The organism is Rufibacter sp. XAAS-G3-1 (genome assembly GCF_013623775.1).
Classification (GTDB): Bacteria; Bacteroidota; Bacteroidia; order Cytophagales; family Hymenobacteraceae; genus Nibribacter.
Genome location: NZ_JABFAM010000014.1, coordinates 31,313 through 57,693, shown reverse-complemented (window position 1 = coordinate 57,693; position 26,381 = coordinate 31,313). Strand labels below are relative to the sequence as shown.

At 52.5% G+C, this 26,381-nt stretch carries 23 protein-coding genes; 7 read left to right on the top strand and 16 right to left on the bottom strand.

The annotated features are described in order from the left end of the window. Nucleotides 1-467 precede the first annotated feature (467 nt). From HHO50_RS15935 to HHO50_RS15925, 3 genes are all read right to left on the bottom strand, one after another. Entirely contained in the window at nt 468-1,025 is a 558-nt protein-coding gene (locus tag HHO50_RS15935; RefSeq protein WP_181307290.1) for a type 1 periplasmic binding fold superfamily protein, read from the bottom strand. 34 nt (nt 1,026-1,059) lie between these two features. Further along, entirely contained in the window at nt 1,060-3,408 is a 2,349-nt protein-coding gene (locus HHO50_RS15930) for a TonB-dependent receptor (RefSeq protein WP_181307288.1), read from the bottom strand. A gap of 202 nt (nt 3,409-3,610) precedes the next feature. After that, the gene (locus tag HHO50_RS15925) at nt 3,611-3,943 is read right to left on the bottom strand and encodes a hypothetical protein (protein WP_181307285.1); all 333 of its coding nucleotides are present in this window, start codon (nt 3,941-3,943) and stop codon (nt 3,611-3,613) included. 293 nt (nt 3,944-4,236) lie between these two features. On the opposite strand from HHO50_RS15925, the gene htpG reads away from it, so the two are divergent. Further along, nucleotides 4,237-6,066: a molecular chaperone HtpG gene (htpG, locus tag HHO50_RS15920; protein WP_181307283.1), complete on the top strand. Its 1,830-nt coding sequence runs from the start codon at nt 4,237-4,239 to the stop codon at nt 6,064-6,066. An 85-nt stretch (nt 6,067-6,151) separates the two neighbouring features. Here htpG and HHO50_RS15915 read toward each other — a convergent pair whose 3' ends face one another. Together HHO50_RS15915 and HHO50_RS15910 are read right to left on the bottom strand one after the other, a co-directional pair. Continuing rightward, nucleotides 6,152-6,313 (bottom strand): hypothetical protein, encoded by a 162-nt coding sequence (locus tag HHO50_RS15915; protein WP_181307281.1) that lies wholly within the window; start codon nt 6,311-6,313, stop codon nt 6,152-6,154. Then, nucleotides 6,313-6,882: a zeta toxin family protein gene (locus HHO50_RS15910; RefSeq protein WP_181307279.1), complete on the bottom strand. Its 570-nt coding sequence runs from the start codon at nt 6,880-6,882 to the stop codon at nt 6,313-6,315. The genes HHO50_RS15915 and HHO50_RS15910 overlap by 1 nt, the downstream gene beginning before the upstream one ends. A gap of 199 nt (nt 6,883-7,081) precedes the next feature. On the opposite strand from HHO50_RS15910, the gene HHO50_RS15905 reads away from it, so the two are divergent. Beyond that, entirely contained in the window at nt 7,082-8,347 is a 1,266-nt protein-coding gene (locus HHO50_RS15905) for an exo-beta-N-acetylmuramidase NamZ domain-containing protein (RefSeq protein ID WP_181307277.1), read from the top strand. A 233-nt stretch (nt 8,348-8,580) separates the two neighbouring features. Here HHO50_RS15905 and ygiD read toward each other — a convergent pair whose 3' ends face one another. From ygiD to HHO50_RS15875, 6 genes are all read right to left on the bottom strand, one after another. After that, complete coding sequence (ygiD, locus tag HHO50_RS15900) at nt 8,581-9,411, bottom strand: 4,5-DOPA dioxygenase extradiol (protein ID WP_181307275.1); 831 nt, start codon at nt 9,409-9,411, stop codon at nt 8,581-8,583. Nucleotides 9,412-9,590: 179 nt separating this feature from the next. After that, entirely contained in the window at nt 9,591-10,181 is a 591-nt protein-coding gene (locus tag HHO50_RS15895) for a Crp/Fnr family transcriptional regulator (protein WP_181307273.1), read from the bottom strand. 1 nt (nt 10,182) lies between these two features. Next, entirely contained in the window at nt 10,183-10,506 is a 324-nt protein-coding gene (locus HHO50_RS15890) for a hypothetical protein (RefSeq protein WP_181307271.1), read from the bottom strand. A gap of 24 nt (nt 10,507-10,530) precedes the next feature. Further along, entirely contained in the window at nt 10,531-10,731 is a 201-nt protein-coding gene (locus HHO50_RS15885; RefSeq protein ID WP_255478775.1) for a DUF433 domain-containing protein, read from the bottom strand. A gap of 189 nt (nt 10,732-10,920) precedes the next feature. Continuing rightward, a complete protein-coding gene (locus HHO50_RS15880; RefSeq protein ID WP_181307269.1) occupies nt 10,921-11,865 on the bottom strand; it encodes a nitronate monooxygenase family protein in 945 nt (314 codons plus the stop codon). Between the two features lie 121 nt (nt 11,866-11,986). Beyond that, a complete protein-coding gene (locus tag HHO50_RS15875) occupies nt 11,987-12,985 on the bottom strand; it encodes a sugar phosphate nucleotidyltransferase (RefSeq protein ID WP_181307261.1) in 999 nt (332 codons plus the stop codon). A gap of 308 nt (nt 12,986-13,293) precedes the next feature. On the opposite strand from HHO50_RS15875, the gene HHO50_RS15870 reads away from it, so the two are divergent. The 3 genes from HHO50_RS15870 (at nt 13,294) to HHO50_RS15860 (ending at nt 15,248) form a co-directional block, all read left to right on the top strand. After that, nucleotides 13,294-13,872, top strand: coding sequence for a LemA family protein (locus HHO50_RS15870; RefSeq protein WP_181307259.1), 579 nt, complete (start codon nt 13,294-13,296; stop codon nt 13,870-13,872). A 128-nt stretch (nt 13,873-14,000) separates the two neighbouring features. Next, nucleotides 14,001-14,462, top strand: a complete 462-nt coding sequence (locus HHO50_RS15865) for a TPM domain-containing protein (RefSeq protein ID WP_181307257.1) — start codon at nt 14,001-14,003, stop codon at nt 14,460-14,462. Beyond that, nucleotides 14,463-15,248 carry a YgcG family protein gene (locus HHO50_RS15860; RefSeq protein ID WP_181307255.1) on the top strand — a complete coding sequence of 262 codons (786 nt, stop codon included), beginning with the start codon at nt 14,463-14,465 and terminating at the stop codon, nt 15,246-15,248. 444 nt (nt 15,249-15,692) lie between these two features. On the opposite strand, the gene fbaA is transcribed toward HHO50_RS15860, so the two are convergent. Next, on the bottom strand, nt 15,693-16,763 hold the full coding sequence (gene fbaA, locus HHO50_RS15855) for a class II fructose-bisphosphate aldolase (protein ID WP_181307253.1): 1,071 nt from the start codon (nt 16,761-16,763) through the stop codon (nt 15,693-15,695). Nucleotides 16,764-17,161: 398 nt separating this feature from the next. Between fbaA and polA the strand changes: the two genes are divergently transcribed. Beyond that, nucleotides 17,162-20,032 (top strand): DNA polymerase I, encoded by a 2,871-nt coding sequence (gene polA / locus HHO50_RS15850; RefSeq protein WP_181307251.1) that lies wholly within the window; start codon nt 17,162-17,164, stop codon nt 20,030-20,032. Between the two features lie 186 nt (nt 20,033-20,218). Here polA and HHO50_RS15845 read toward each other — a convergent pair whose 3' ends face one another. From HHO50_RS15845 to HHO50_RS15835, 3 genes are all read right to left on the bottom strand, one after another. Beyond that, the gene (locus HHO50_RS15845; protein WP_181307249.1) at nt 20,219-20,674 is read right to left on the bottom strand and encodes a hypothetical protein; all 456 of its coding nucleotides are present in this window, start codon (nt 20,672-20,674) and stop codon (nt 20,219-20,221) included. A 154-nt stretch (nt 20,675-20,828) separates the two neighbouring features. Continuing rightward, the gene (locus HHO50_RS15840) at nt 20,829-22,259 is read right to left on the bottom strand and encodes an SGNH/GDSL hydrolase family protein (RefSeq protein WP_181307247.1); all 1,431 of its coding nucleotides are present in this window, start codon (nt 22,257-22,259) and stop codon (nt 20,829-20,831) included. 11 nt (nt 22,260-22,270) lie between these two features. Next, nucleotides 22,271-23,524, bottom strand: coding sequence for an OmpP1/FadL family transporter (locus tag HHO50_RS15835; protein ID WP_181307245.1), 1,254 nt, complete (start codon nt 23,522-23,524; stop codon nt 22,271-22,273). Between the two features lie 268 nt (nt 23,525-23,792). Here HHO50_RS15835 and HHO50_RS15830 point away from each other — a divergent pair, with 268 nt between their 5' ends. After that, nucleotides 23,793-24,686 carry an NAD(P)/FAD-dependent oxidoreductase gene (locus tag HHO50_RS15830; RefSeq protein WP_181307243.1) on the top strand — a complete coding sequence of 298 codons (894 nt, stop codon included), beginning with the start codon at nt 23,793-23,795 and terminating at the stop codon, nt 24,684-24,686. Between the two features lie 639 nt (nt 24,687-25,325). Here HHO50_RS15830 and HHO50_RS15825 read toward each other — a convergent pair. Next, nucleotides 25,326-26,153, bottom strand: coding sequence for a cyanophycinase (locus tag HHO50_RS15825; protein WP_181307241.1), 828 nt, complete (start codon nt 26,151-26,153; stop codon nt 25,326-25,328). Between the last annotated feature and the right edge of the window lie 228 nt (nt 26,154-26,381).

Here is a 26,381-nt window from a genome sequence, read left to right as displayed (position 1 = left end):
TTTCTCTAAACCAGCCCTAAAACAGAAAGAAAGCCACTGGGGAGGGTTGTAACTAGTTAGGGTAGATAGATAATCAACAGAATTCTAAGTCACTGCTGTTACGCGCCCTCCCGGCGGTGGTTCCCGGCGAGTCTGGAGACACGCTTCCTCCCAAGTCACGAGACTGGCAGTTCATTCTAAACCTGTGAGGTCTTGGAGACCTCACAGGTTTTAGCGTTTCCAGCCCGTTTTCCTTAAAACAGCCTAAAAACGCTGGGCGAAGGGAGGCTGTTTGCACCCGCAGAATAAACTAACCTTGGAAAGCAATGTGTGCCCGAGACAAGGCAGTGCCTGGCCTCTACGGGTTAGATACTTTAGGTGCTGGAATATAAGACCTAGGCTTCTGTCTCTTTTTCAGAAAAGAGGCCTAAAACAGAAAGGGCTCCGACGCGCGTCGGAGCCCTTTCTACCTATGGAAGTTTGCCGTCTTACTGGATGGTGACCGGGAAGGTTACCTCTGCGTCTGTCTCGCCGGTATTGATGGTGCTGGTGGCGCTTTTCAGGTTTGGCTGATGTTTCAGAACCACTTGCAGGTTACCGGCAGAGGCAGTAGTAGTGGTGATTCTGGTGTGAATGCCTACCGGTCGGTTGTTGCTGTCAGTATCATTGTACGCCACAGATAGGTTCAGGCCACTGGAAACCACGTAGAAGAATTGGTGCTCATCGCCTTCTTCCTCTACCTCTTCGGTAATGTCTTCGGCGGGGGTTTTAGACTCATCCAGTACCTGTACGGTCACGGCATACGTCTTGTTGGCGGCCAACTGGGCTCCGGTAACGGCTGGCGCTTGGCCTCCGTCACCGTCTAAGTCACGGTAAGTGGCGGTTACGGTAGTGCCGCCGCCTTGTGGCACCATGGTTAACTGCAAGGTGGTGATCAGTTCTTCCTCATTGGTAGGCGCTGGGTCTTCGTCGTTGCTGCAGGAAGAAGCCATGAATACCGAAGCTGCGAACAAAAGGGCGAGGGAAGGTTTCAGAAATAATTTCATAGGGATCTCAATTTTAATCAAGTGAAAAGTCTGGTTAGAAATTCAACGGGATACTCACCCGTAGGGTAATAGACCGGCCTATTTCATCGGCGTAATACCGGAAACGGTTCAGGTAATCGCGGTAGGCGGTGTTCAAGAGGTTGCGGCCAATCAGGCCTACCTCTATCTGCTGTTGCCCGAAGTGCAGGGTGGTGCCGGCCTCGGCATTCAGCAGGAAATAGCCGACCGGTGGCATGGCGTAATCCCGGGCCAGGTAATGGTCTGGGATGTGGCGCTGCCGGGGCACGGCCAGGCCGCTGACAGAAATAAAGTTTTGCGCAAATACTCCTTGGGCTCCCAGCCGGTCTACAGAATAGCGCAGGCTGTTCTCGTAGCGGTCAGAAGGAATCCAGATGAGGTACTCATTAGCAGTACGGTTATAGGCCCGCACCAGAGACGCTTTGGTGGCGAAAAGCAGGCGATCCGCCAACTGGTAAGACGCACTCACATCTACGCCGGAGAAGGTGGCATTGGTTTGTTTTTGCCGCGCCGTCAGGAAAGCCCCCCTAATGGTGAGGGTAGGCACCGTGTCGGGCTCCTGGTAGATGTAATTGTCTAGGTAGTTGTGGTACACACTTATTTCGCCGTTCAGGCGCTTGTTCTGCACGTAGGCCAGCGTAGCCATGAAATTGTACGCCCGCTCCACACCCAAAGCAGCGTTACCGTACTCGTACGTACCGGTGCCGTGGTGAATGCCGTTGCTGTACAGTTCGCTGGTGGTAGGCGAACGCCAAGCCGTAGAAGCATTCAGGCTCAAGTCCAGGTGCGGCCCGAAGTGGTAGATGGCGCCCAGCGTACCAGACAGGTTCTGGAACCGATGCGTGGGTGTGAGCAGCTCGTTGTCCAACGCAGACTGGCCGGTTCTCTGCGGCGTGTCTTTGCGGTACAGCTTGGCCTGCAGGTACCGGTAATCGTACCGAAGGCCTGCCTCTACGTGCCACTTGCCTTTCTCCCAATGCTCAATCCAGAACAGCCCGCCGGTGTGGCTCTGAAAGAAAGGCACAAAGAACCTTCCCTCGTACCGGTTGAACTGGTACTGGTACGTGGCCCCTATGCTCCCTTTCAGGTTCCAGATAAGCGGATGTTCCCAGAGGGCCTCACTGCTGTGCGTGGTAATCTCAAACCGAAGCCCGGGTCTGCTTTGGTCACCGTGGGCGTCAAATTCCTCGCGCTGGTTGTACTGCCGGGCGTAGGTGAAAAGCAACCGACTGGCAGGCCCGGTGCGATAAAACCCGTGCAGGCGCAGCAAGTCATGCGTCACGTTCTGGTACGGCACCCCAATGGCATAGGTGAAGTCAGCCTCTGGTTCCGGGCGCTCCCGTTGCAGAGCGTTGCGGATATCGGTGAGGTTGCCCACGTGCGAGGCCGAGAACACGCCTACCTTGGTGTCAAAACGGCTGAAATACGCATCTACCCCGTACTTCTCCCGCGTCCAGCCAGCGGCCGCCGAGAAGTTCTGCTCCTGGTAGCCGGTGTTGGCCAGATAGTAGTCTGGGGTTTTGCTGTTGCCTGCCTTTCTGAGCGTGCCTTGCAAACGCCAACTCAGCGAAGGGATACCCGCCGGGTTGCTTTCTGCCATACCAGACACCGCGCCTTGACGGTTGTGGCTCACCCCTACCAAATTCAGCTCGGCACTGGTTCCGGCCGAATCTCTCAGTGGTTTGGGCTGTACCAGAATCACGCCGCCAATGGCATCGGCCCCGTAGCGTACGCCGGCAGCCCCTTTCACCACGGTCAGTTCAGACGCCACAAACGGGTCAATCTCGGGCGCGTGTTCAGAACCCCATTGCTGGGCCTCGTGGCGCACGCCGTTGTTCATGACTAGCACGCGGTTGCTGTGCATGCCGTGGATCACGGGTTTGGCAATGCTGGGCCCGGTCTGGATGGTGGTAATCCCCGTTATTCGTTCCAAAGACTGGGCCAGTGACTGTCCATGCGTCTGCCTCAGGTCTTGTCCGCTTAGCTGACTGGTGGCCTGGGTAAGCTGTTCCCGCTGCCGTGCTACCTTGATCTCCACAGAATGTAGTTGCAGGGCGTCTGGGTGCAGCCGGAAGTTGATTACCTCTGGTGACCGAACAAGCTTCGCCAGCCGTTCAGGCGTGTAGCCAATGTAAGACACCACCAGCCGGTACGTGCCGGGGCACAGGTCATGGAAATGGTAGTGACCGTTGGCATCAGTGATGCTGGTGTGGGGGGTGCCTTCCAGTACCACGGTGGCCCCAATCAATGGGCTGCGGTCTTCATGGTCTGTCACCTTGCCCGATAGGGTGATGCCGCAATCTTCATTAGACGGGGCATCTGAAAGGACAGGCACAGGGCCATTTTGCGCGAATGTGTCAGCCATAGCCAACCTTACGCACAGAAGTAGCAGCACACAATAGTTTAAGTATTTGCGCAACTCAGTAAGAAAAAAGAATGGAAAAACAGGAGGAGCGTCCTCCAAACGTTCTTCGGGGGTAGACGGTCATTTCTGGCCTGTTTTCAGGAAAATAGCCCTAAAACAACCGAACATGGAAAAGCCAGGCAGTTCATCCCGAAGGAAAATGCTAAGAAAGGTACTTGGCGGGTGGGCCGCGCGGAGAGGCGGTATGCGGATAGCTGAACTTCCAGACAAAAGCAGAGCCAGCCTGGTAGCTATCCACAAGGGGCACTGGTGCGGTAAAGGCTACCGCGTTTTCAGAAGACTGAAACGGTGTGTCAAATAACTCCGCCGTAGGACAGTGCGTGTGCTTGTTATCTACATGCGGCCGGTTCTCGTCGTGGGCTTTGTGCTCTGTGTGCGTGTGGGCGTGCAGAGCCACCAGTACCTTGTCAGGCACCATCACCCGCATAAACAGCAGGAGCAAGAGGTAGGCACTTATGTTCCGAAGAATTCGCACACGAAAAACAGTTATCCACAAATATAACGTAATATTCCAAATTTCGGCTGGAAATCTACTGCAGTTGTAGGGGCAATCCCTGGTGGTTGCCCTTGTCAGGCACGATAGCAATAACGCGCGAAGAACAACCACCAGGGATTGCCCTCAATTCATCTTGAATGCTCAGGAGGGCCGTGCGTTCAATCATTCGTCTTAATTTCTGCCATCCTGTCACTTTTGCCTTTGCTGGAACAGCTTTTGCCAAGGCTCTTTCACAAAACGGCAACACACATCATTATTTTATAGATAAGGAAATGGAAGAAAAAGGCACGATTTCGATTCACACCGAGAACATTTTCCCCATCATCAAGAAATTCTTGTACTCAGACCACGAGATTTTCTTGCGTGAGTTGGTGTCCAACGCCGTGGATGCGAGCCAGAAAGCCAAAAGCCTCAGCAGCATTGGTGAGCTGAAAGGCGATTTGGGCGAGCTGAAGGTGACCGTGAAGGTAGACAAAGAGAAAAAGCAGATCATCATCTCTGACAACGGGATTGGGATGACTGCCGAAGAAATCAAGAAGTACATCAACCAGATTGCCTTCTCGGGCGCCACTGAGTTTGTGGAGCGCTACAAAGACTCTAACGCCGACAAAAGCCAAATCATCGGGCAGTTCGGTCTTGGGTTCTACTCGGCGTTTATGGTGGCCGGCACCGTGGAGATTGACACCTTGTCACACGCAGACGGCGCGGAGCCTGCGCACTGGATCTGTGACGGTTCTACGGAGTTCACCATCACCAACGGAACCAGAACCGAGCGCGGAACGGATGTGATCCTGAACATCGCCGAAGATTCTGAGGAGTTTTTGGAAGAGGCCCGTCTGCAGACTATTTTGAACAAATACTGCAAGTTCCTGCCCATTCCGGTGGAGTTCAACGGGGAGGCCATCAACAACCCGAACCCCATCTGGACAAAATCTCCTTCAGATTTAACCGATGAGGATTACAAGAACTTCTACAAAGAACTGTATCCGTTCTCTGAAGACCCGCTGTTCTGGATTCACCTCAACGTGGATTATCCGTTCAACCTGACCGGTATCCTGTACTTCCCGAAGGTGAAGAATGAGTTCGATTTCCAGAAAAACAAAATCCAGCTCTATAGCCGCCAGGTGTTCATCACCGACGAGGTGAAAGACGTGGTGCCGGAGTTCCTGATGCTGTTGCACGGCGTGATTGACTCCCCGGACATTCCGTTGAACGTAAGCCGCTCCTTCTTACAGGCCGATGCCAACGTGAAGAAAATCAACACCTACATCACCCGGAAGGTGGCCGATAAATTGAACGAGATCTACAAAAAAGACCGCACCGCCTACGAAGAGAAGTGGAACGATATCTCGGTATTCGTGAAGTACGGCATGCTGTCAGACGACAAGTTCTACGACAAAGCCAAAGACTTCGCGCTGCTGCAGAACACCGAAGGCAAGTATTCTACGCTAGAGGAATACCGCGCCCTGGTACAGGCCAACCAAACCGACAAAGACGGCAACCTGGTGATCTTGTACACCACTGACCCCGAGAAGCAGCACGCCTTCATTGAGACCGCCCAGAACCGCAACTATGACGTGGTGAAGCTGGACACCATGATTGACCCGCACTTCATTGGCCAGTTAGAGCAGAAATTGGAGAAAACAACCCTAAAACGCGTAGACGCCGACACGATCGACAAACTGATCCAGACCGACGCCAAGCCGGAAAGCGTTTTGTCGGAAGACGAGACCACGCGTTTAAAGGAGTTGTTTGAGAAAGCCATCGCCAACCAGAGCATGACCGTGGGTGTGGAGGCTTTAAGCGTAGATGACCAGCCGGTGATTATCACATTGCCTGAGTTCATGCGCCGCATGAAAGACATGAACCGCATGGGCGGCGGTGGCGGCATGATGATGATGGGCAACCTACCCGACATGTACAACGTGACCATCAACGCCAACCACCCCATCAACCACCGCATCCTGAAAGGCGACGATGCGCGCGGTGAGAAAATTGCTAAACAGGCCTATGACCTGGCGTTGCTGTCGCAGAACATGCTTTCTGGTGCTGCTCTTACAGCGTTTGTGAAGCGTAGCGTGGAGTTGATTGACAAAGAATAGTCTGCTGGTTTAAAGCAATTTTATAGAAAAGAGGCTGGAAACGTATGTTTTCGGCCTCTTTTGGTTTTAAGAAAGAGAATTGCGTTTAAAGATCAGACGCCTTCACTCGAATTATTTTGCCATCTTTTGAGAACACTAATTCTCCATCAACCTTTTGTTTAGCCTGTATCAGTTTTATGAAAGCCAGGTCAAGGCCTTTCAGAATCTTATTTTTGAGTTCTTCAGTATTTGAATTTTCTTTTTCCATTAGTGCTTTTCTTTAAGCATGATCCAGGTTTCAGGAACGTAAACGGTAAACTCCTCATTCTTTATGCCTTCGGCAATCACAGTATACGGGGTTTGAGAGTTATCAATCAACATCCAGTAATGGCACAATGGAATGAACAATTCATATAAATTGTAAATCCCTTTCCTGTATCGTCTACGGACTACCTCTTCCGGAATGTTGTGTCCTCCTTCTGCTACTCTTGCCTTAACCCTTTCAATGGCCAGTTCAGGGGTGCTGAGCCAGAAGTAGATAAGTGTGATGCGGTAACCTAGCTCCTTTGCGTGTTTGATGGTTTGGGCATAGCTTCTAGTAGAGAGGGTTGTTTCTATGGCAAAATCTTCTCCTTTCTTCAGCAGTTCCTGTATTCGTTGCAACATGATTCTTGCCGCATCTATAGCAACCTTTTCCGGTTGAAACGGGGAAAGCCCCCGGGCAATTTCATCTGCATTCACGAATTCCCGGCAATCTAACATCTCGGGCAGCACAGTAAAGGAAGCCGTCGTTTTTCCGGCCCCATTACAACCTGCTATAATGTATAGATTAGGCATTTATACTTTTAGAACAAAGATACTCATTTGTAATAAGCAAAGGCTATAAAAGGCTAGCGGGATACCGGTAGAGCTTTCATACTATAGAATACTTACTTTTTAAATTTTCTTAGAATCCTTCCCAAGAAGCAGATAACTCACTACCTTAGCTACTATCCTTCAGTTCATTGCTCGTATCAAGCTAAACCTCTCTCCAACCATGAATAAATCCTTGCTATCTCTCCTGTCGCTCGGGCTGCTTACAGTCATCCTGGCGAACGGCTCCTGCACCAAATCGGCTGCGCCCACAACCACTACTCCTGCGCAAAGCAGTTCCCCCTCGGCCAAAGCCAAACCAGGCCTTATCACCGGGGCAGACCAGACCGAGAAATACGTGCCGTACCTGAAGGGCAAGAAAGTAGCCATGGTGGTAAACCAATCTTCCACCATCGGCGGGAAGCCCAGCGTGGATAGTTTGTTGGCAGCGGGGATTCAGATTGTGAAGGTATTCGGGCCGGAACATGGCTTTAGAGGAAATGCCAGCAACGGCGCGCACGTGGGCGACGAGGTAGACGCGAAAACCGGCCTTCCCATCATCTCGCTGTACGGCAAAAAGAAAAAGCCCAGCAAAGAAGACCTGGCGGGCGTGGACGTGCTCATCTATGACATTCAGGACGTAGGCGTGCGCTTCTACACCAACATCAACACGCTGCGCGATGTGATGGAAGCCGCCGCCGAGCACAACGTGGAAATGATGGTGCTGGATCGGCCCAACCCGCACGGGTACATGATTGATGGCCCCATTTTGGATATGAAGTACAAATCGGGCATCGGGCAGTTCCCTATCCCCATTGCGCACGGACTCACGGTAGGCGAGTTTGCCCAAATGGTGAACGGCGAAGGTTGGATGGAGAAAGGCCTGAAACTAAACAAACTCAGCATCATCAAACTGGCCAATTACCACCATGATATGCCGTACGTACTGCCGGTGAACCCCTCGCCCAACCTGAACACGCCGCAATCTGTGATGCTGTACCCCAGCCTGTGTCTGTTTGAGGGCACCATCATCAGCCAGGGGCGCGGCACGCACATGCCGTTTGCCGTTTTAGGCGCACCAGCCCTTAAAGGCAAATACGACTTCACCTTTACCCCCGTCAGCATCCAAGGCATGAGCGAAACCCCGCTGCACATGAACGAGGTCTGCTACGGCCTGGACTTGCGTACCTATGACGTGGAGCAACTGCGCAAAAAGCGCCAGATCAATTTAAGCTGGATGATAGAACTCTACAAAGCGTATCCAGAGAAAGCGCGGTTCTTTGACTCTTCGTACAGCAAACAAATGGGTGTGATTGAACGACTGGCCGGCGTGGCCGATTTCCGGCAGCAGATCATGGCGGGTATGCCCGAGGCAGAGATCCGGAAGACGTGGGAGCCGGGGCTGAAAGCGTACAAAGAGATGCGCAAGAAGTACCTGCTGTATCCGTGAGTGGGAAACTGGGTTAGCATATCTAGTTTGACCTTGTTTTCATGAAAAGAGGCCGGAAACGCTCCGGCCTCTTTTTATTTTATAGCTCATGATCATCGCTTATGACCAATGAGCCAACAGCTAGGCTCCCCTAGAATAAAGGTTCTGGCAACAAGCGTTTTTAAGGCGTTTACAGCGGAATAGGCCTGAAACAGATCGGCTTATCTTACTATAGAGCAGGCTCCGCCAGAAAGTTAGGCACCAATTTTTACGGAGGTCATGGTCAAAGAACCACCCACCATCTTGTCGTTGAAGAACGAGGCCTCCTCGTCTTTCCCCTGTAAGCCCAAGGTGTACAGAAGCGGTAGGTAATGTTCTACCGTGGGAATCGCCAGTAAGGCTTCTTTGCCCAGGGTCTGGTAGTTGATGAGCGGCTGGTGGTCACGGTTGAGGATGAGCTCTTTGAATTTCTCGTTGATGGTGTGCGTCCAGTCATAGCCGCCGCCGTTGATCAGTTCCCAGTCTACCATGCGCAGGTTGTGCACCATGTTGCCGCTGCCCACAATTAAGACGCCCTTCTTGCGCAGCGCGGTCAGTTCCTGGGCCAGTTCATAGTGGTAAGCGGGGCCTTTGGTGTAGTCAATGCTGAGCTGTAGTACCGGAATGTTGGCCTCGGGGTACATGTGCCGGATGATAGTCCAGGCGCCATGGTCTAATCCCCAGTCATGGTCAAGTTCCACTTCCGCGCTTTTAATCAAGGAAGCCGTTTCTTTGGCCAGGGCGGCATCGCCGGGCGAAGGGTACTGCACCGCGAACAACTCCTGCGGGAAGCCGCCGAAGTCATGGATGGTCTGCGGGAAGTCCATGGCCGTGATTCTGGTGCCCTTGGTAAACCAGTGCGCCGATACCACCAGCACCGCCTTGGGCGTGGGAATCTCCTGCGCCATCTTCTTCCAACGCTGGCTGAACTCGTTGTCTTCAATGCCGTTCATGGGCGAGCCGTGCCCAATGAAGAGCACCGGCATGGTATAATCCTGAGGCGTCAAATCCTCGGTAAATTTTCTGAATGCGGGTAAAGTAGTCATCGCGATTGCTCCTCCTGCAACGGTTTTTATGAAAGTTCGTCTCTCCACGGATGTTGCTTTTTGGCGTGAAAAAGGGGGGGTGAACTGTTGGGGGCAGGGGCCTATAAAACAACGCTGCCGCCGCCTCAGATTCACCATACAAAGGTCGGGAGAGGAGCAGCCAAAAAGAATAAGGTAGTTTAAGAAATGGCCTGCAGGTAGAGATCCAGCCCCTCAGATTTGATGGTGCTGAAGAACTCCGGCGTGATGCCCAAATAAGAGGCAATGTGGTACTGCGGAATACGCTGCCCCAGGTCTGGGTATTTGAGCAGGAAATCGCGGTAGTTCTCGGCGGCCGTTTGGGTCATGCCAGAGAGCACCCGTTTCTTGAACGCGAAGTACCCGTTTTGGAGCAGTTTTCTGTAAAACAGGTTGAAAACAGGATGCTCCTGCGTGAGTTGGTCAAAGGCATTGCTGTTGATCTGCACGTACTGCGTAGCTTCCAGGGCCTGAATGGACAAAAGCGCGGGTTTGTTGAACGCCACATCACTGATCCAGTAGTTCTCCACCGCAAATTCCAGGTTCACCTCTTTGCCCGCCTGGTCTATGATGAACGACCTAAGGCACCCGCGTTGCACGAAGTAGAGGACGTGGTTGGGTTCACCGGTACGCAACAGGTATTCCTTCTTTTTGGCTTGCTGCGCGGTACAGATGGCCAGAAATGCCGATTCCTCCTCGGGCGTAAGCGAGACGTGTTGGGCAAGGGCGGCGGTGAGGAGGTTCTGGGGCAATTTAAGCGTTGATTATGGTTGAACCTGCTTTTAAAGGGTCACGCAGGGTTTCTCTGATAGCGGGTACAAGCGTCTTCAGCGTAGTATACGTATTGCCTGGAGCATTCAGGGCAAAAAAAGGAACGGCATACTTCTTGAAATTTTGCTGAAACTGTAGGTTCTTGTCAAAAGCAAGCAGGCCGTCAAAGCGCTCCGTCAGGAGTAATTGCCTGGGTTCTCCGTTCTTTTTCCCGTTCCAGCCCTTGTCACTTACCGGAAAGATTTCGTGTTCCGGGAAGTCGAGTTTTAGGCGTTTGGGTAAGTTCTCATCAAGCAGCAGTTTCATACAGCTTCTCAATATTTTTGGACGTCACCAGTTTTCCGCAATGCCTAATACCGCGACCGCCTGCTCCTTTTTAACTGATGGAAAATCTTTTAGGAACTCGTCCAAAGAAACACCTTTTTCCAGATGGGCAAACAATGTTTCAATGGTAACCCTTGTCCCTTTGAAGACAGCTTGGCCTGCTAGCACATCCTTATCAATGGTTATATATTCTTTGATACTAGTCATGTTTAACTATACGGAGTAGATGCAACAGGAGGGTATTAAAATACATGTATTGCATACTACTCTTTTTTGTCCTCTTGGAAAGATCTTGTGAGCGAACGGTAATAGCGTTTACTACAACGCTTTCCTAGTTTGCTCACAAGATCCTTTCAGGATGATAAAAGGAGAAAATTACTTTTATAGGGGAGCGTGTTACCGCCACTCTCCGCAGAACCGTGCTTTCGCCGCCTCAAATTCCTCCCACATCTCGCGCAGAATGTCTCCGGCAGGTTTAATGTCTTTCACTATGGCCGCCGCCTGACCAATTTCCAGTTCGCCTTCCTCCAGATCCCCTTCGTACATGCCGCGCTTGGCCCGGCGGGAACCTAGTAGTTCAGCCAACTCTAAGTTAGAAGCTCCCCGCAGCTCGGCGGCTTTTACGTCTTGGTAGAATTTGTTTTTGAGCAGGCGCACGGGCGTGAGTTGCTTCAAGGAAAGTTCGGTGTCTCCTTCCTGGGCAGAAACCACGCGGTCTTTAAAGCTCTGGTGCGCGCTGGACTCCACGCTGGCTACAAACCGGCTGCCCACTTGTACCCCCTCGGCCCCTAAAGCTAAGGCCCCAAAGATACCCGCCCCGTTGGCAATGCCACCGGCGGCAATCAACGGCAGATTCACCGCCTGGCGCACCAGCGGGATAAGGCAGAACGTGGTGGTTTCCTCGCGGCCGTTATGGCCCCCGGCTTCAAACCCTTCGGCCACAATGGCGTCTACGCCCGCTTCTTCGCACTTGCGCGCGAACTTGACGTTGCTCACCACGTGGATAACCTTGGCGCCATTGTCTTGTAGTTTCTTCGTCCAGGTCTTCGGGTTTCCCGCCGAAGTCACCACCACCGGCACTTTCTCTTCCATGATGATCCTGAAATGCTCGTCCAAATCTGGGTACAGCAGCGGCACGTTCACCCCGAAGGGTTTGTCTGTGGCAGCTTTACATTTTTGAATGTGCTCACGCAACGTATCTGGGTACATGGAACCGGCCCCAATGAGGCCCAGCCCACCGGCGTTGCTCACCGCCGAGGCCAGTTCCCAGCCGCTGCACCAGATCATGCCGGCCTGGATGATGGGGTATTGGATGTTGAAAAGTTGGGTGATTCTGTTCATTTTTTGGTATCACAGGTAGCACGTATCAGGTAGCAAGATGAATTTCCCATACGAACACCCTTGTAAGTTAGTAAATCTGTTTTAGCCGAAAGTCTTGCTACCTGATACGTGCTACGCAGAATCAATGGCTGAAATCAATCTCAGTACTGTCGCCAATGTTCAGGCGCTGGCTTAGGCCTTTCAAAGCGGAGTCTGAGCCAACCAGCGAGTCCTCCAGCACGGCGTAGCCAATCTCGGCGTAGCCACCAATGATGGAGTTGCGCACAATGGTGTAGTTGAGGATGGCGCTTTCGCCAATGGCCACGTTGGGCCCCACAATGGAATTGGAGATCTGCACGCCTTTGCCAATGCTCACCGGCGGAATGATGATGGTATTGGGAAACTCGGGGTACCCGGCGCGCCGGAACTCGGGACGGTTGAGCAGGGTGGCGTTGGCCTGGAGCAGCGTGTCTTTGCGGCCGCAGTCAAACCACTGGTCTACTTGCAAAGACACCATTTTCTCGCCGTGCTGAATCATGTGCATGAGGGCATCGGTGAGGTGGTGCTCGTCCTGCGTCCGGATGTTATTGGTCACAATGTATTCCAGGGCTTCGGCTAATTTGGCCGGGTGCGCTATTTTGTAGAGGCCCACCAGCGCGAAGTTCGATTTGGGAATCTTGGGTTTCTCAATCACTTTGGTGATAAAGCCCTCGTTGTCCATTTCGGCAATCCCGAACATGGTAGGGGTTTTCACTGGTTTTACGGCCAGCATGGTGTGCCCAGGCGTGAAGAGCTGCTGCATGTCTACGTCTACAATGGTGTCACCCAGCTGGATGAGCACGTCTTTCTCGTGCCGGAACGTCTCGCGGGCGGCCCACAGCGCATGGCCCAGGCCCTCGCGGGGCTGCTGCACTACAAACTCAACGTCAAGGTGCGGGTATTTGCGCTGCACGTAGTGCATGATCTTCTCGCCTAAGTAGCCTATTACCAGCACAAAGTGCGTGATGCCCGCGGCCTGTAAATGCTCAATGATATGCCCCAGAATGGCTTTGCCGGCAACAGGAACCAGTGCCTTGGGTTGGGTGTGGGTGTGGGGCCGTAAGCGAGCCCCCATGCCAGCCACCGGAATTACTGCTTTCATACTACTTTAAAAGAAGGCTTTTCATCACAAGCTACGCAATTCCTGTGGTTTTCCTGCACATTGGGGAAACAGGAAAACGACTTAAAAGGATATAACCTAAATTATTAATAGCCTTTTTTGAATATTTAACCAGAACCTTCGTACCTTTAAAAAAGCACTTGGGTAGCTGTGGCAGAAGTTGTGTTTTAGGCCCGTTTTCAGGAAATTGCGGTAAAAACGCACATTTTCTGCCGTTACTACGTATAGAGGTTGCTACGGCTACTGTTACGCATGTGCATTACCTTCCATTCTGAATAAACAACTGAACTATGAAAAAACTATTGCTTTACCTGGTGGGCTTCGTGATTCTGGTGTCCCAGAGTTCCTGCGGATACAATGAAATGGTGCAGAAAGACGAGCAAGTCTCCGGCCAGTGGGCACAGGTGCAGAACTCCTACCAACGCCGCGCAGATCTGGTGCCTAACCTGGTAAACACCGTAAAAGGAGCCGCCAACTTTGAGAAGGAAACCCTTACCCAAGTTATAGAAGCCCGCTCCAAAGCCACCAGCATCCAACTGAACGCCGACCAGTTGACGCCCGAGAACATCCAGCGCTTCCAGGAGGTGCAAGGCCAGTTGAGCGGTTCGCTGTCGCGCTTAATGGCGACCGCCGAAGCCTACCCAGACCTGAAAGCCAACCAGAACTTCCTGGAACTACAGGCGCAGTTGGAGGGCACAGAAAACCGCATCTCGGTGGAAAGGCAGAAATTCAACGCCACCGTGCAGGACTACAATACCTACATTAGGGCATTCCCGCGTAATTTCTTCGCTGGTTGGTTCGGGTTTGAGAAAAAAGGCTACTTTGAGGCTGCTGCCGGTGCCCAAAATGCCCCTACGGTACAGTTCTAAATTGGTAGCACGTATCAAGTAGCAAGACATTAACTTCTGTTTAGGGGCTGTTTTTACAAAAACAGCCCCTAAACAGAAGTTCCTATTGACTCAGGACTCATCACTCAAGACTCAGAACTCCCCACACCATGCCCCGCGATACCATCACTGAAGCAGACGAAGCCATTATTGTAGAGGCCATTCAGGAAGCTGAGCGCAACACCTCGGGCGAGGTGCGGGTGCACATTGAGGATACCTGCGAAGGCGAGGTGCTGGACAGGGCCACCCAGGTGTTTGCCTACCTGCACATGCACCAGACCAAACTGCGCAACGGGGTGTTGTTCTACGTAGCCATGAAGAGCCACAAGTTCGCCGTGTTAGGCGATGCGGGTATCAACGCCGTGGTGCCGAAGGATTTTTGGGTAAACATCAACAAAAGCGTCATTGCAGACTTCAAGGAAGGCATGTACGCCGAAGGCCTCAAAAAAGGCATCACCATGGCGGGCGAGCAACTGAAAAGCTACTTCCCGTATGCCGGAGACCATAAAGATATCAATGAGCTGTCTGATGATATCTCCTTTGGTAGAAACCTGGACGAGAACCGCAACTAAATGAGAAAATCTATCTGGCTTCTGGGGGTATTGTGGCTTTGGGCAGGACTAGCGCTGGCGCAGGACTTTCCGCCGCGTCCTTCCCCGCCGCGCCTGGTCAATGACCTGGCCAACATCCTTTCTCCCGAAGAAGAACAGGCCCTGGAGCAAAAACTGGTCAACTACAATGACAGTACCTCCACCCAGGTTGCCGTGGTCAACATCACGTCCATTGGTGGCTATGACATCTCAGATTACGCCTTTAAGCTAGCCGAGCAGTGGGGCATTGGGCAACAAGGCAAGAACAACGGTATTCTCATTCTTACCGCGGTAAATGAACGTAGAGTGTTCATTGCCACCGGTTACGGCATGGAAGGTGTGGTGCCAGACGCCATTGCCAAACGCATCACTGAGTACACCATCAAACCCGAGTACCAGCAAGGCAACTACTACGCGGGCTTAGACAAAGGCACCAGTTTCATCATTGACGTGGCCAGTGGCGAATACAAAGCAGACCCTAAACCGCAAGGTGAGGGTGAAGGCGGCTTTTCCATGCTCTGGATTATCATTGGCATCATGATTCTCATCTTCATCATTAGCCGTAAAGGCGGTGGCGGACGGGGTGGCCGCAGAGGCATGCGCACTTTAGGCGGGCCGTTCTTCCCACCGGTTATCTTCGGAGACTTCTCCGGCGGCCGCGGCATCTTTGGGGGCGGTGGTGGTGGCTTTGGAGGAGGCGGCGGCGGTGGTTTCGGTGGCTTTGGCGGCGGTAGCTTTGGCGGCGGCGGAGCCGGTTCAGAATGGTAAAGATGCTGTAATTAGAAGGAAACTCTGTTCTTAAGAATATAGAAAGCGTTTTAGGCGATCTTTGCTAAAAGTAAGCCTAAAACGCTTTTTTGGTTTGGTGCATGTAGTTTGCTGTTCCCTTGGCTTGTCCGTTTGTTGCGTGGGTACAAGTGCTGTATTGTTTCACCTGTTCCGCTAAGCGCTCACGGCCGCGGGCCCCTGCCTTCCCCTCGCGCACTGCCCTTTCGGCCTGAACAGTTCTTTGCTCTTAGTTTTGCCAATCTAAGGCCGAAAGCGAGGCGCGCTCGGGAAAGACTGGAACTGGGGAAAGTTGTGAAACCTGCTCGGGCCAAATATTTGTGAATAACACGACCCTAAAACAGAGAAGCCGATCCAACTGGATCGGCTTCTCTGTTTTATTTTGCACGATGTGATAGCACATCAGCACATTGAAAAATTAGCACATTATTCCGCGTTGCGGTTGAGGCAGTTCAGGTCTTGGAAGGCTTCTTTCAGGCGGGTAACAAAGGTCTCTTCGCCGGCGCGTAACCAGACGCGGGGGTCATAGTACTTTTTGTTCGGGCTGTCTTCGCCGGTAGGGTTGCCAATCTGGGCTTGGAGGTAGTCTCTTTTGCCTTCGTAGTAGTTTTTGATGCCGTCCCAGAACGCCCACTGCATGTCGGTGTCAATGTTCATCTTGATGGCACCGTACTCAATGGCTTCGGTGATTTTCTCTTTCTCAGAACCGGAACCCCCGTGGAACACGAAGTACACCGGGTTTTCCTGCGTCCCGAATTTCTCCTGGATGTACACCTGTGAATTCTTCAGGATTTCAGGGCGAAGTTCTACGTTACCGGGCTTATAAACACCGTGCACGTTCCCGAAAGCAGCGGCAACGGTAAACCTGTGGCTAATTTTGTTTAGTTCTTCGTAGGCATACGCTACGTGCTCTGGCTGGGTGTATAAGTGCGTGCTGTCAATGTCTGAGTTGTCTACGCCGTCTTCCTCGCCGCCGGTTACGCCCAGTTCAATCTCAATGGTCATGCCCATTTTGGCCATGCGCTCCAGGTATCTGGCAGAAATCTCGATGTTCTCTTCAATCGGTTCCTCAGACAAATCCAGCATGTGGGAGCTGAACAAAGGCTTGCCGTGTTGGGCGTAGAATTTCTCGCCCGCATCTAAAAGGCCGTCAATCCAGGGCAGCAGTTTCTTGGCGGCGTGGTCGGTGTGCAGCACTACGGTGACGCCGTAGGCTTCGGCCAGTTGGTGCACGTGGTGCGCGCCCGAGATGGCACCGGCAATGGAAGCGGCTTGGCCGTCGTTGCTCAGGCTTTTGCCCGCGTAGAACTGCGCGCCGCCTTGGGAGAACTGGATAATGACCGGAGAATTTACCGCCTTGGCTGTTTCCAACACTGCGTTGATGGAGTTAGTCCCGATGACGTTGACCGCCGGCAGGGCAAAGTTATGGTCGTTGGCGTACTTGAATAAGTCCTGCACTTCGTCTCCGTACAGAACCCCAGATCTAAATTTAGGCATGGAATCGCTAGGTTTGGTCTATAAGCAAAACTAACTAATAAATTGGTTAGTTCTAAAGATTCTTGTCGCCGGAACGGTCAGGCATTTGCGGCGCTCCGGCAGGAACCAGTTTTAAGGGTGTTTTGGGGAAAACAGGCTTGAAACGGAACTGGCGTAGACCCTCGTAGGTCTGGCAGACACTACGAGGTCTTTGGATCTGGCGTAATTGCGCAGTTAAGCGGAGAGACCTCACAGGTTTTGAAAACCTGTGAGGTCTTGGGTTCTTCCACTGCATCCGTTTTGGGCCTGTTTTCTCAAAAATAGGCTTGAAACGAACCTCGCAAACTTTCTGCGGGTACGGCAGTAATATAAAAGACACCGTTGCACAGCCGCGGCTTTGCCCGTACCTTCGCTACCCTATGAGTACACCAGACAAACGCCTGTTTCTGCTAGACGCCATGGCGCTCATTTACCGCGCCCACTTCGCCTTCAGCAAGAACCCCAGAATCAACTCCAAAGGCATGAACACCGGGGCCGCCCTGGGCTTCACCAACACCTTGGTAGACCTGCTCAACCGCGAGAAGCCCACCCACATTGGCGTCTGCTATGATGGACCTTCCAAGACGTTCCGGCACGATAGCTTTGTGGAGTACAAGGCCAACCGGCAGGCCATGCCCGAGGACATCTCCATCGCCATTCCGTACGTGAAGAAGATTGTGGAGGCGTTCGGAATCCCCGGTATGATGCTGGACGGCTTTGAGGCCGATGACATCATTGGCACCCTCTCCTGCAAAGCCGAGAAAGCCGGCTACGATGTCTTCATGATGACGCCTGACAAGGACTACTACCAACTGGTCACCGACCACGTGTTCGTCTACAAACCGGCTTTTCTGGGCAACGCCATTGAGGTGATTGACAAACCCAAGGTATTGGAGCGCTGGGAAATCAGCGACGTGAAGCAGGTCATTGACATTCTGGGCCTGCAGGGCGATGCCGTGGACAACATCCCCGGAATACCCGGTATTGGCGAAAAGACCGCGAAAACGCTCATCCAGAAATACGGCTCGGTGGAGAACCTGATCGCGAACGCACACGAGCTCAAAGGCAAGCAGAAAGAGAACGTGGTGAACTTCGCGGAGCAGGGCCTCATGTCCAAAGAACTGGCCACCATTCACCTGGACGTGCCCATTGACTTCGACGAAGAAGGCTTACGCTATGATGGCCCCGACATGGACAAGCTGGCCGCCTTGTTTGACGAGTTGGAGTTCCGGCAACTGGCCACGCGCGTGTTGGGCACCGCCTCGCCCGCCGTTCCCAAGCCCGTGCCCAACAAACCTACCGTAGGCAAAGGCTTCAAGTCTGACAAACCCATGGGGCAAACCTCGCTGTTTGAGATGCCGGTAGCAGAAACCATGGCTCCCGAAGAAGGCGTGGCTGGGGAGACCGCCGGGGGCGAATACGTGACCGGCACCCGCAGAACCATTGATACTACCCTGCACGAATACCACCTGCTCACCACTCCAGAACAGCGCGCGCAGCTACTCAAATATTTGAAACTGCAGAAAGAGGTTTCCTTTGATACTGAGACCACCAGCATTGACGCCATCACGGCCCGTTTGGTAGGCATCTCGTTCTGTTATCTGCCCGGCGAGGCGTATTACATCCCGGTTCCGCCCAAAGATGAGGAAGCGGCCCGTGCCATTGTGCAGGAGTTCAAGGAAGTACTGGAAAGCCCCACCATCACCAAAATCGGGCAGAACATCAAGTATGACCTGGTGGTGCTGCAACGCTACGGCATTGACGTGCAGGGGCCGCTTTATGACACCATGCTGGCCCATTACCTTCTGGAGCCCGACATGCGCCATAACATGGATTTGCTCGCGGAAACGTACCTGCACTATACCCCCATTGCCATTGAGACGCTGCTGGGCAAAGGCAAGAACCAACTCACCATGGACAAATTGCCCGCCCTTCAGATTTACGAGTACGCCTGTGAGGATGCCGACATCACCCTGCAACTCAAGAACTACTTTGACCCTCTTTTAGAGAAACAAGGCCTGAAACGCCTATTCAATGAGGTGGAGAACCCGCTCCTGCGCGTGCTGGGCCACATGGAGCGCGAAGGCGTGAGCATTGATGCCGAGGCGCTGGCTGAGTCTTCCATTGTGCTGCAAACCAGCATCCAGGAAATTGAGCAGAAAATCTTCCACCTGGCGGGTATGGAATTCAACATCGGGTCTCCCAAGCAGTTGGGCGAGGTGCTGTTTGACCGTATGGGCCTGGGCGGAAGCAAAATCAAGAAAACCAAAACCGGCCAATACGCCACTGGCGAAGAGATTCTATCTAAACTGGCTTTTGAGCACGAGATTGTGCAGCTGATCCTGGATCATCGGCAGTTAACCAAATTGAAGAGTACGTACGTAGACGCGCTTCCGGCTTTGGTGTGCAACGAAGACAACCGCCTGCACACCTCGTACAACCAGGCCGTGGCCGCTACTGGTCGTTTGAGCTCCACCAATCCCAACCTGCAGAACATTCCCATCCGGACGGAGAAAGGCCGTGAGATTAGAAAAGCCTTCGTGCCGAGGGACGAGAACCACGTGCTGCTTTCCGCAGATTACTCGCAGATTGAGCTAAGAATCATGGCGCACTTCAGCAATGACGCCACCATGAAAGAGGCTTTCCAAAACGGCCTGGACATTCACGCTTCTACCGCGGCCAAGGTGTTCCACGTGCCCGTTGACCAGGTAGATTCTGACATGCGCCGCAAGGCCAAGACCATCAACTTCGGGATTATCTACGGCATCTCCGCTTTCGGGCTGGCAGAGCGTCTAGCCATTCCGCGCCGCGAGGCCGCTGAGATCATAGAAGCCTATTTCCAGGAGTTCCCGGCCGTAAAGGAGTACATGGACAGCGCCATCAACCAGGCCCGCGACCAGGAATTTGTAGAGACCTTGCTGGGCCGCCGCCGGTACCTGCGCGACATCAACTCGCGGAACCAGAACATTAGGGGCTACGCCGAACGAAACGCCATCAACGCGCCCATCCAGGGCACCGCTGCCGATATCATCAAGATTGCCATGATCCACATAGACCAGTGGCTGCGCGACGAGCAACTAGCCAGCCGCATGATTCTACAGGTGCATGATGAACTGGTATTTGACGTGCTCAAAGACGAACTAACCGTGGTGCAGCCCAAGATTGAAGAACTCATGAAAAACGCCTTCCCGCTTACTGTACCTATGGAAGTGGGTTTGGGTACCGGCGAAAATTGGTTGCAGGCGCACTAAGCGTTTTGGGGCTGTTTTTCTAAAAAGAAGCGAGTTTGCTACCTGCAAGATTTAGATGGAAGGAAAACAGCGGTAAGGATCTTAGACGTTTTACGGCTAGATTTCTAAAAACGCCTTTAAAACAGAAGAGGGAGCCTAGGCTCCCTCTTCTGTTTTAAAATAAAGTATGATGAAACGTAAGTAGCCTTACATGGTCTCCAGGGTGACTGTACCATCAATAATACTTTGGGAGAATTCTCCATCAAGGCGGGTGCTTGACAGGTCTGTTATGGTGACTTCCAAGTCATTGACAGGTAAGCCAAAAGAGGCTCCGGCACCCATAATGGTCAACACATCTCCTTCCAACTTCCAGGAACCAGTAACCTGTTGCGGGCCAGAACTGTTGCACTTGATGGCTCCTTCGTCTACCACTAGAACTCCGTTACCCCTGAATTCTACAAAGCTATCTTTCTCACAGTTCTCAAAACCTGCATATAAATCTTGGGGGCCAACAAATGGGAGAGTTACATCCAGAGCCGTAATCTGCCAACGCTTGTTCATTAGCATATCCTCTTTGTTAGGAGTTGCATCGTCATCGTCGCTGCAGGCGTTGAAGAAGAGGGCGCAGCAGAATAAGAGAAGAAGTAAGGGGTAGTTTTTCATAATTTCAGCGTTAAGGTAGATGGTATACGAAGTTATGCTATTGCGAAGATAAGAGCGAGGATTTTTTTAGGGGATTGTGACGCATTCTTGGCCGCCAACAGAAAAGACCAGCCCTACGGCTGGTCTTTTCACAAGAGCATAAGTAAAAGCCAAACTACGGGATAAGCACCGCCCTAAACTGAGTGACATCAATGGTGGGAATGGTAGCACCGTATTTCGCATTGATGGCTTCTATCATTCTATTGGCAATAATGGCATACCCACGTTGCGTAGGGTGTACACCATCTAAAGAGAAGAGATTACCGGTAATAAAAGCCGGAGAATACGCCACGCCATTCAGCATGAACCCGCCTTGGATAGAGTTGAAGAACTCATAAGCGTCAAATACCGCCAGGTTCTTAGCCGTTGCCTGCGCCTTGATGGCATTGTTATAGGCAATAGTAGCCGTGTTGATTTCCGCTTGTTCCGTGTCATCTAACACAAAGGCACTAGGAACTGGGTTTCTTGGGTCTAGCCCAAACGCTCTGGTGGTGTCAATCTGGAAAGTGGTAAGATAGCCCCGTAGTGTTGCCGCTGCGTTGGTTGGGCTTTGCGAAGCGGCCAGTTCGCGCCAGTATCTGCCGGTTGGCTGTCCAATCAAGGGAAGGTAGGCGCTAGACGTTAATGTGAGCAGGATACTTCCGCCAGACGCATCTTTGATAGAGGCCGGAGTAATAGTAATGCGGGCAGGAGTATTCTTGGTAAGCGCCGATACACCCGTAATGGGAAGTCCCTGGGCTTGGGCCGCCGCCACAGCGGCGGTCAGCAGCGGTTTTGCGGTTGGCCCAACTGTGGTAAAGAAAGGAACTGACCGTACATCTGGAATAGTAGCCACAATGCCTTCGGCACCATTAGCGGTCATGGCCGTGATTAACTCTGTGTAGAGAGAGGTAAACGTTGCCACTGGGGTAATAGTCCCGGAAAAGCCACCAGCGGTAGCATACCCTAACACGTCATTGTTGCCTAACCAAGAGCTGAAGAAGGTGGGGTTACTGGCAGAAACACGGGCAAGGTACGTTTGGAATTGATTGGCATCTGGCGTAATCCGCTCAAAATACGGGTTGCCCTGTGCGCTGCCGTAACCAGGCGTTTTAATGTCAGATAATCTAATGCCGGGTATCCCGAAGTTTTGTACCTCAGTAGTGAACTCATCTTTGAAAAAGGGGCTTGTCGCAGATTCAGTGGCTAGGAAATCTGTCACCGGCACCAGAAGTGGAGAACCAGTAGCAGTGAAGCCTGCCAAGCGTAAATAACCAGAACCGTTGCCTTGCGCCTGCGAGAACAGAGGCTGCGCAAATGGCCCTCCGCCCGCGTAACTGAACTGATTGGCCAAAATATTTGGGTAGGAATAGGCCTGTCCCTCCAAATAAAGGCCGTTGTCCTGGTAACCGGCGGTAAGCGAGTTTCCTACGGCTACGTACTTGCTTAAATCTAAGTCGCCGCGGCTAACGGTAATGTCGTCCTCAAACTCAGGTTCACAGCCGGTAAAAAGGAAAGCGCTGGAAAGAAGCGCGGTCGCGCCCCATCTATAGAATACGTTCTTCATGTTACTTTAAATTAAAACTTGTAATTGAGGCCTACGCCAGGGATATACGCCACAGATTTGTAAGTACCAGGCACGCCACCAGACTTGCTGGCGTCATCGGTGCGCTCTTTCTTGTTGATGTACAGAAAAGAAGCGTCAAGGTCTACTTTCTCGCTGAGGGCCAGGGTTAGACCGGCAGAAACTCCCCTTGAATCAGCATCTGGGGTTTCTGGGGTAAGGTAACCCGCCTCTACCGGCGAGTTGTCATAGTAGGCACCGGCCCGTACGGTCAAGATGTCTGAAACCCGGTACTGGGCTCCCAAGCGGTAAATGTAAGAATCTTCATAGTTGCGGAGACTTTCAGAAAACATCTCCCCGCGTACGGCGGCATTGTAGTCAAAGCGCAGAGATTCGTAGGCACTCCAAGCCACGCGCTGCACGTCAACGCCAATGGTAAGGGCCTCGGTGGGTTTAAAGCCAATCCCCAGGGTAATGTTGGCCGGCAACGGAAGTTTGGCGTCAAACTGAGTGGCCTGGAACTGGCTGGTCACCAACGGGGAAGACGGAAGCGCGAAGGTAACATCGCCCTCTTTTACTTCCATTTCTACCTTAGACCGGTAGGTAAGGCCCAAGGAAAGCTTTTCGGTAGGCTGGAAGAAAACCCCCACGTTGAACCCGAAGCCGCTGGCCGCACCGTCCAGTTCTACCCCACCTTCGGCATAATAACCAGAAGGCAACTGGGTGGTCAGCGGAATGCTTCTCTGCAGGTTCACGCTACCGGTAGAGTACACAAAACCAGCCCCAATGCCCAACTTATCAGACACCCGGTAACTGATGGTAGGCTGAATGAAGATGGCCTGGAGCGTCAGTTCATTCAGGCCAAAGCGCCCCTGCCATGACTTGCCCCAATTCACAGAAGAGCCATAGGGCGTATACACCCCAATCCCGAAACGGAGCGGGCTATCCTCTTTCCCAAAAGAAGCATACGCCTGAAAAGGCGTGCTGAGCGGATTGTCTGTGTAAGACTCATTGATTGCCGGGGCAGGTGCTCGGTACGCAATCTTGGCATTCAACGCACTCACCCCTAGCTGAATACCATTCTGGCGCAGGTGGGCCAACGCCCCGGGGTTAAAGAAAATGCTGCTCTGGTCTAAGACCAGCCCAGTACCCACGTGCCCCATGCCTATTTGCTTCTGCCCCTGTAGGTTGGCCTGGAAGCCCCCTGCGTTGGCGACGCCCGCTGAGAGCACAGCACTGCCCAGTAAGGCTAAAAATCTACTTTTCATGCGTTTGCTAGTTAAGGATAAGTGTATTTGGTTCGTGTGAATTTGCTAACCAAATATAGAAAAATTGAATTGATATTTAGATAATGTTATGCATAAGCACTATATTTTTTATAAATCTCAATGCCCCGGCAAGTACAAGCGATAAGTTTTGGTGTCTGAATCCTGCTATGAGCCAGAAACCAGGCAAGCTAACGAAAAAAAGCACCTAAGAAGCCATCCCTTTTTTGCCAGATGCGTTTAGCCATGACTGGTTAAGCGATAGATATCTATGTATGATGTATTGATTGTGGGCGGAGGCCCGGCTGGGCTAAGTGCAGCCATGTTGCTGGGGCGTTGCATGCGAAAGGTAGCCCTGTTTGATTCCGGCGAATACCGGAACCACTATGCCCATAACATGAACGGTTTCATAAGCCGCGACGGAACCCCGCCGCAAGAGTTTCTGCGCCTGGGGCGCGAAGACCTGGAAAAGTACGAGGTAGCCTTCAAGCATACCCGCATTGTGCAGATCACCAAGGAGGCCGACCTGTTCAAAGCCACCGATGAGCATGACCAGGTGTATCTTTCCAGAAAGGTGCTGCTGGCCACGGGGGTAAGTGACCGCTGGCCTAAAATACCGGGGGCAGAACCGTTCTACGGCGGCAGCATCCACCATTGCCCGTACTGTGATGGGTTTGAGTCCCGAAACAAGCCCTTGGCGGCCTACGGCAAAAACCGCGATGCCATTGGTCTCTCGCTGTCCCTCAAAACCTGGAGCAGTGACGTGATGCTGTTCACAGACGGCACCAACCGCCTCACCCGCGAAGACCGCGAGCTCCTGGCCCGCAACAAAGTGCAGATAAACACCGCCGGTATTGAACGGATAGAGGGCGAAGGCAAGCACATGCAGCGCATTGTGCTCAGGAACGGACAGGTAGAGAACCGCGAGGTCATGTTTTTCTCCACCGGTGCAGACCAACGCTCAGACCTGGCCCGCCAACTCCAGTGCGACTTCACCAGCAAAGGCGTGGTCAGAACCTACAAGCACCAACAGACCAACGTGCCCGGCCTCTACGTAGCCGGAGACGCCGCCCGTGACATGCAACTCGTGATTGTAGCCGCCGCCGAAGGCACCAAAGCCGGTGTCGCCATCAACATGGAACTGCAGAAAGAGTTCAGGCTGTAATCCTGGTCATCTCTCTTGTAAAGTACCGAAGGTGCGTTTTAGGTCTACTTCTTAGAAAATAGCCTTGAAACGCACCTTTTTGCGTGAAGAGGGAAATCGTATATCAGAAGATTTTTGCGCTATTATGCATAGGAGATGGTGTAAAACCGACCCTTTCTCAGCAAAAGCAGGCTTAAGGCTTTCGTCTTACGGAAGGTTCAAACTTCCGGTCATTGTTAGGGCAAGTTCAAAACTTAAACCATGTATTCTTAAGAATGATGCAGAACCCACCCCTGCCCCTCCCAGGAGGGGAATACGCCTTTGCAAGAAAATAGGAACGCGTGAACCGGCAGGTGTAAACATCCCCCTTCGCCCCCTTCAAAGGGGGAGTATCTGCTAACGTAAGGGTAAATACTAGAAGAATTAAATACTAGAGCCAATACTCTTTACCACTTTCCCTTTCCAGTCTTCCCCGAGCGCATACCGCCTAAGATGAAACAATACAGCACCTGCACCCACGCAAAGAGCGGACAAGCCGAGGGAACAGCATAAGGCGTGCACCTAATAATCGCGATTAGCGTTTTAGGGCAGTTTCTCAGAAAGTAGCCTGAAAACGAACCTTGTTTACCATTGTCACTCGGCTGAAAGCCGCATCTAAGCTTACGTTTCGCTGGAGGTTTTGCGTTTCTGTTGGGAAATCTTCCGGAAATGGCGGTCAGAGAGGCAGTACTCGTGGCCTTCCACCAGCAGGTGCATGACCAGGTTCTCAATAGCGATAGGCTCGCCTTCCTCTACTTCGTCTAAGTTGGAATACCGCACGTGGGAACCGTCCATGATGGTGACCACCCCGTTGCCGAACACTTCTACGTGGTTTCCGCCGGTAATAATGATGCCGGTTTCCTCGCCCAAGCCAATGCCAATAAACTCAGGTCGTTTGGTGACCACGTGGGCCAGACGGCCAAAACGGCCGCGTTCGGTGAAGTGCGTGTCAATGAAAACGTTCTGGATGAAGGAAAGACCGTTCGTGGTCTTTACCTCGCCTTTCTGTAGGGAGTGATAGCTATGGCCTTCATAGATCATGCGGTCAGACATGGCGGCGGCCCCGGCGCTGGTGCCGGCAATGGTAATTTCCTCTTCCTGGTAACGGCGCTGCATGAGTTGGTGCAGTTGGGAACCGGCCAGAAACTCTTTCAGGCGTAACTGGTTGCCACCGGTAAAGAAAATGACCTCGGCCTTGGCAATGCGGGAAAGGTATTCCGGTTTGTCGGGTTCGTTGTCTTCGTCAATGTGCATGAACCGCACGCTTTGGCAGCCCAGTTCTTCAAACGCCTCTTTGTACGCCTGGCCAGACTCCATGGGTTCCAGGGTGGCCGTGGTAATCACCTCAATATGGGAATTGCTGCTGCACAGCTCAGACCGGATTAGGCGTAGCAAACCATCGTCATCGCCGCCGCCCAGGGCTATCAGGGTTCCGTTGGGTACTTGCATAAGTCAGGGGTGTTAAAGGGTTGGATGCTCATGGTGGCAGGCCATCGCTGCGGCATCAAATTTTGGATTGGTAAGCTCAACTGGCAAGAGTAAGGTTCTGAGAAAGCAGTTTTTGAGCCTCGTAGCAACGCTACGAAGGTGATAAAAGTGCTTTCTCAGGTTCTTGCTATGGCCAGTTGCAGCACCAAAGACAAATTTTAAACATGCTCTTAGGCAGAACCATACGGT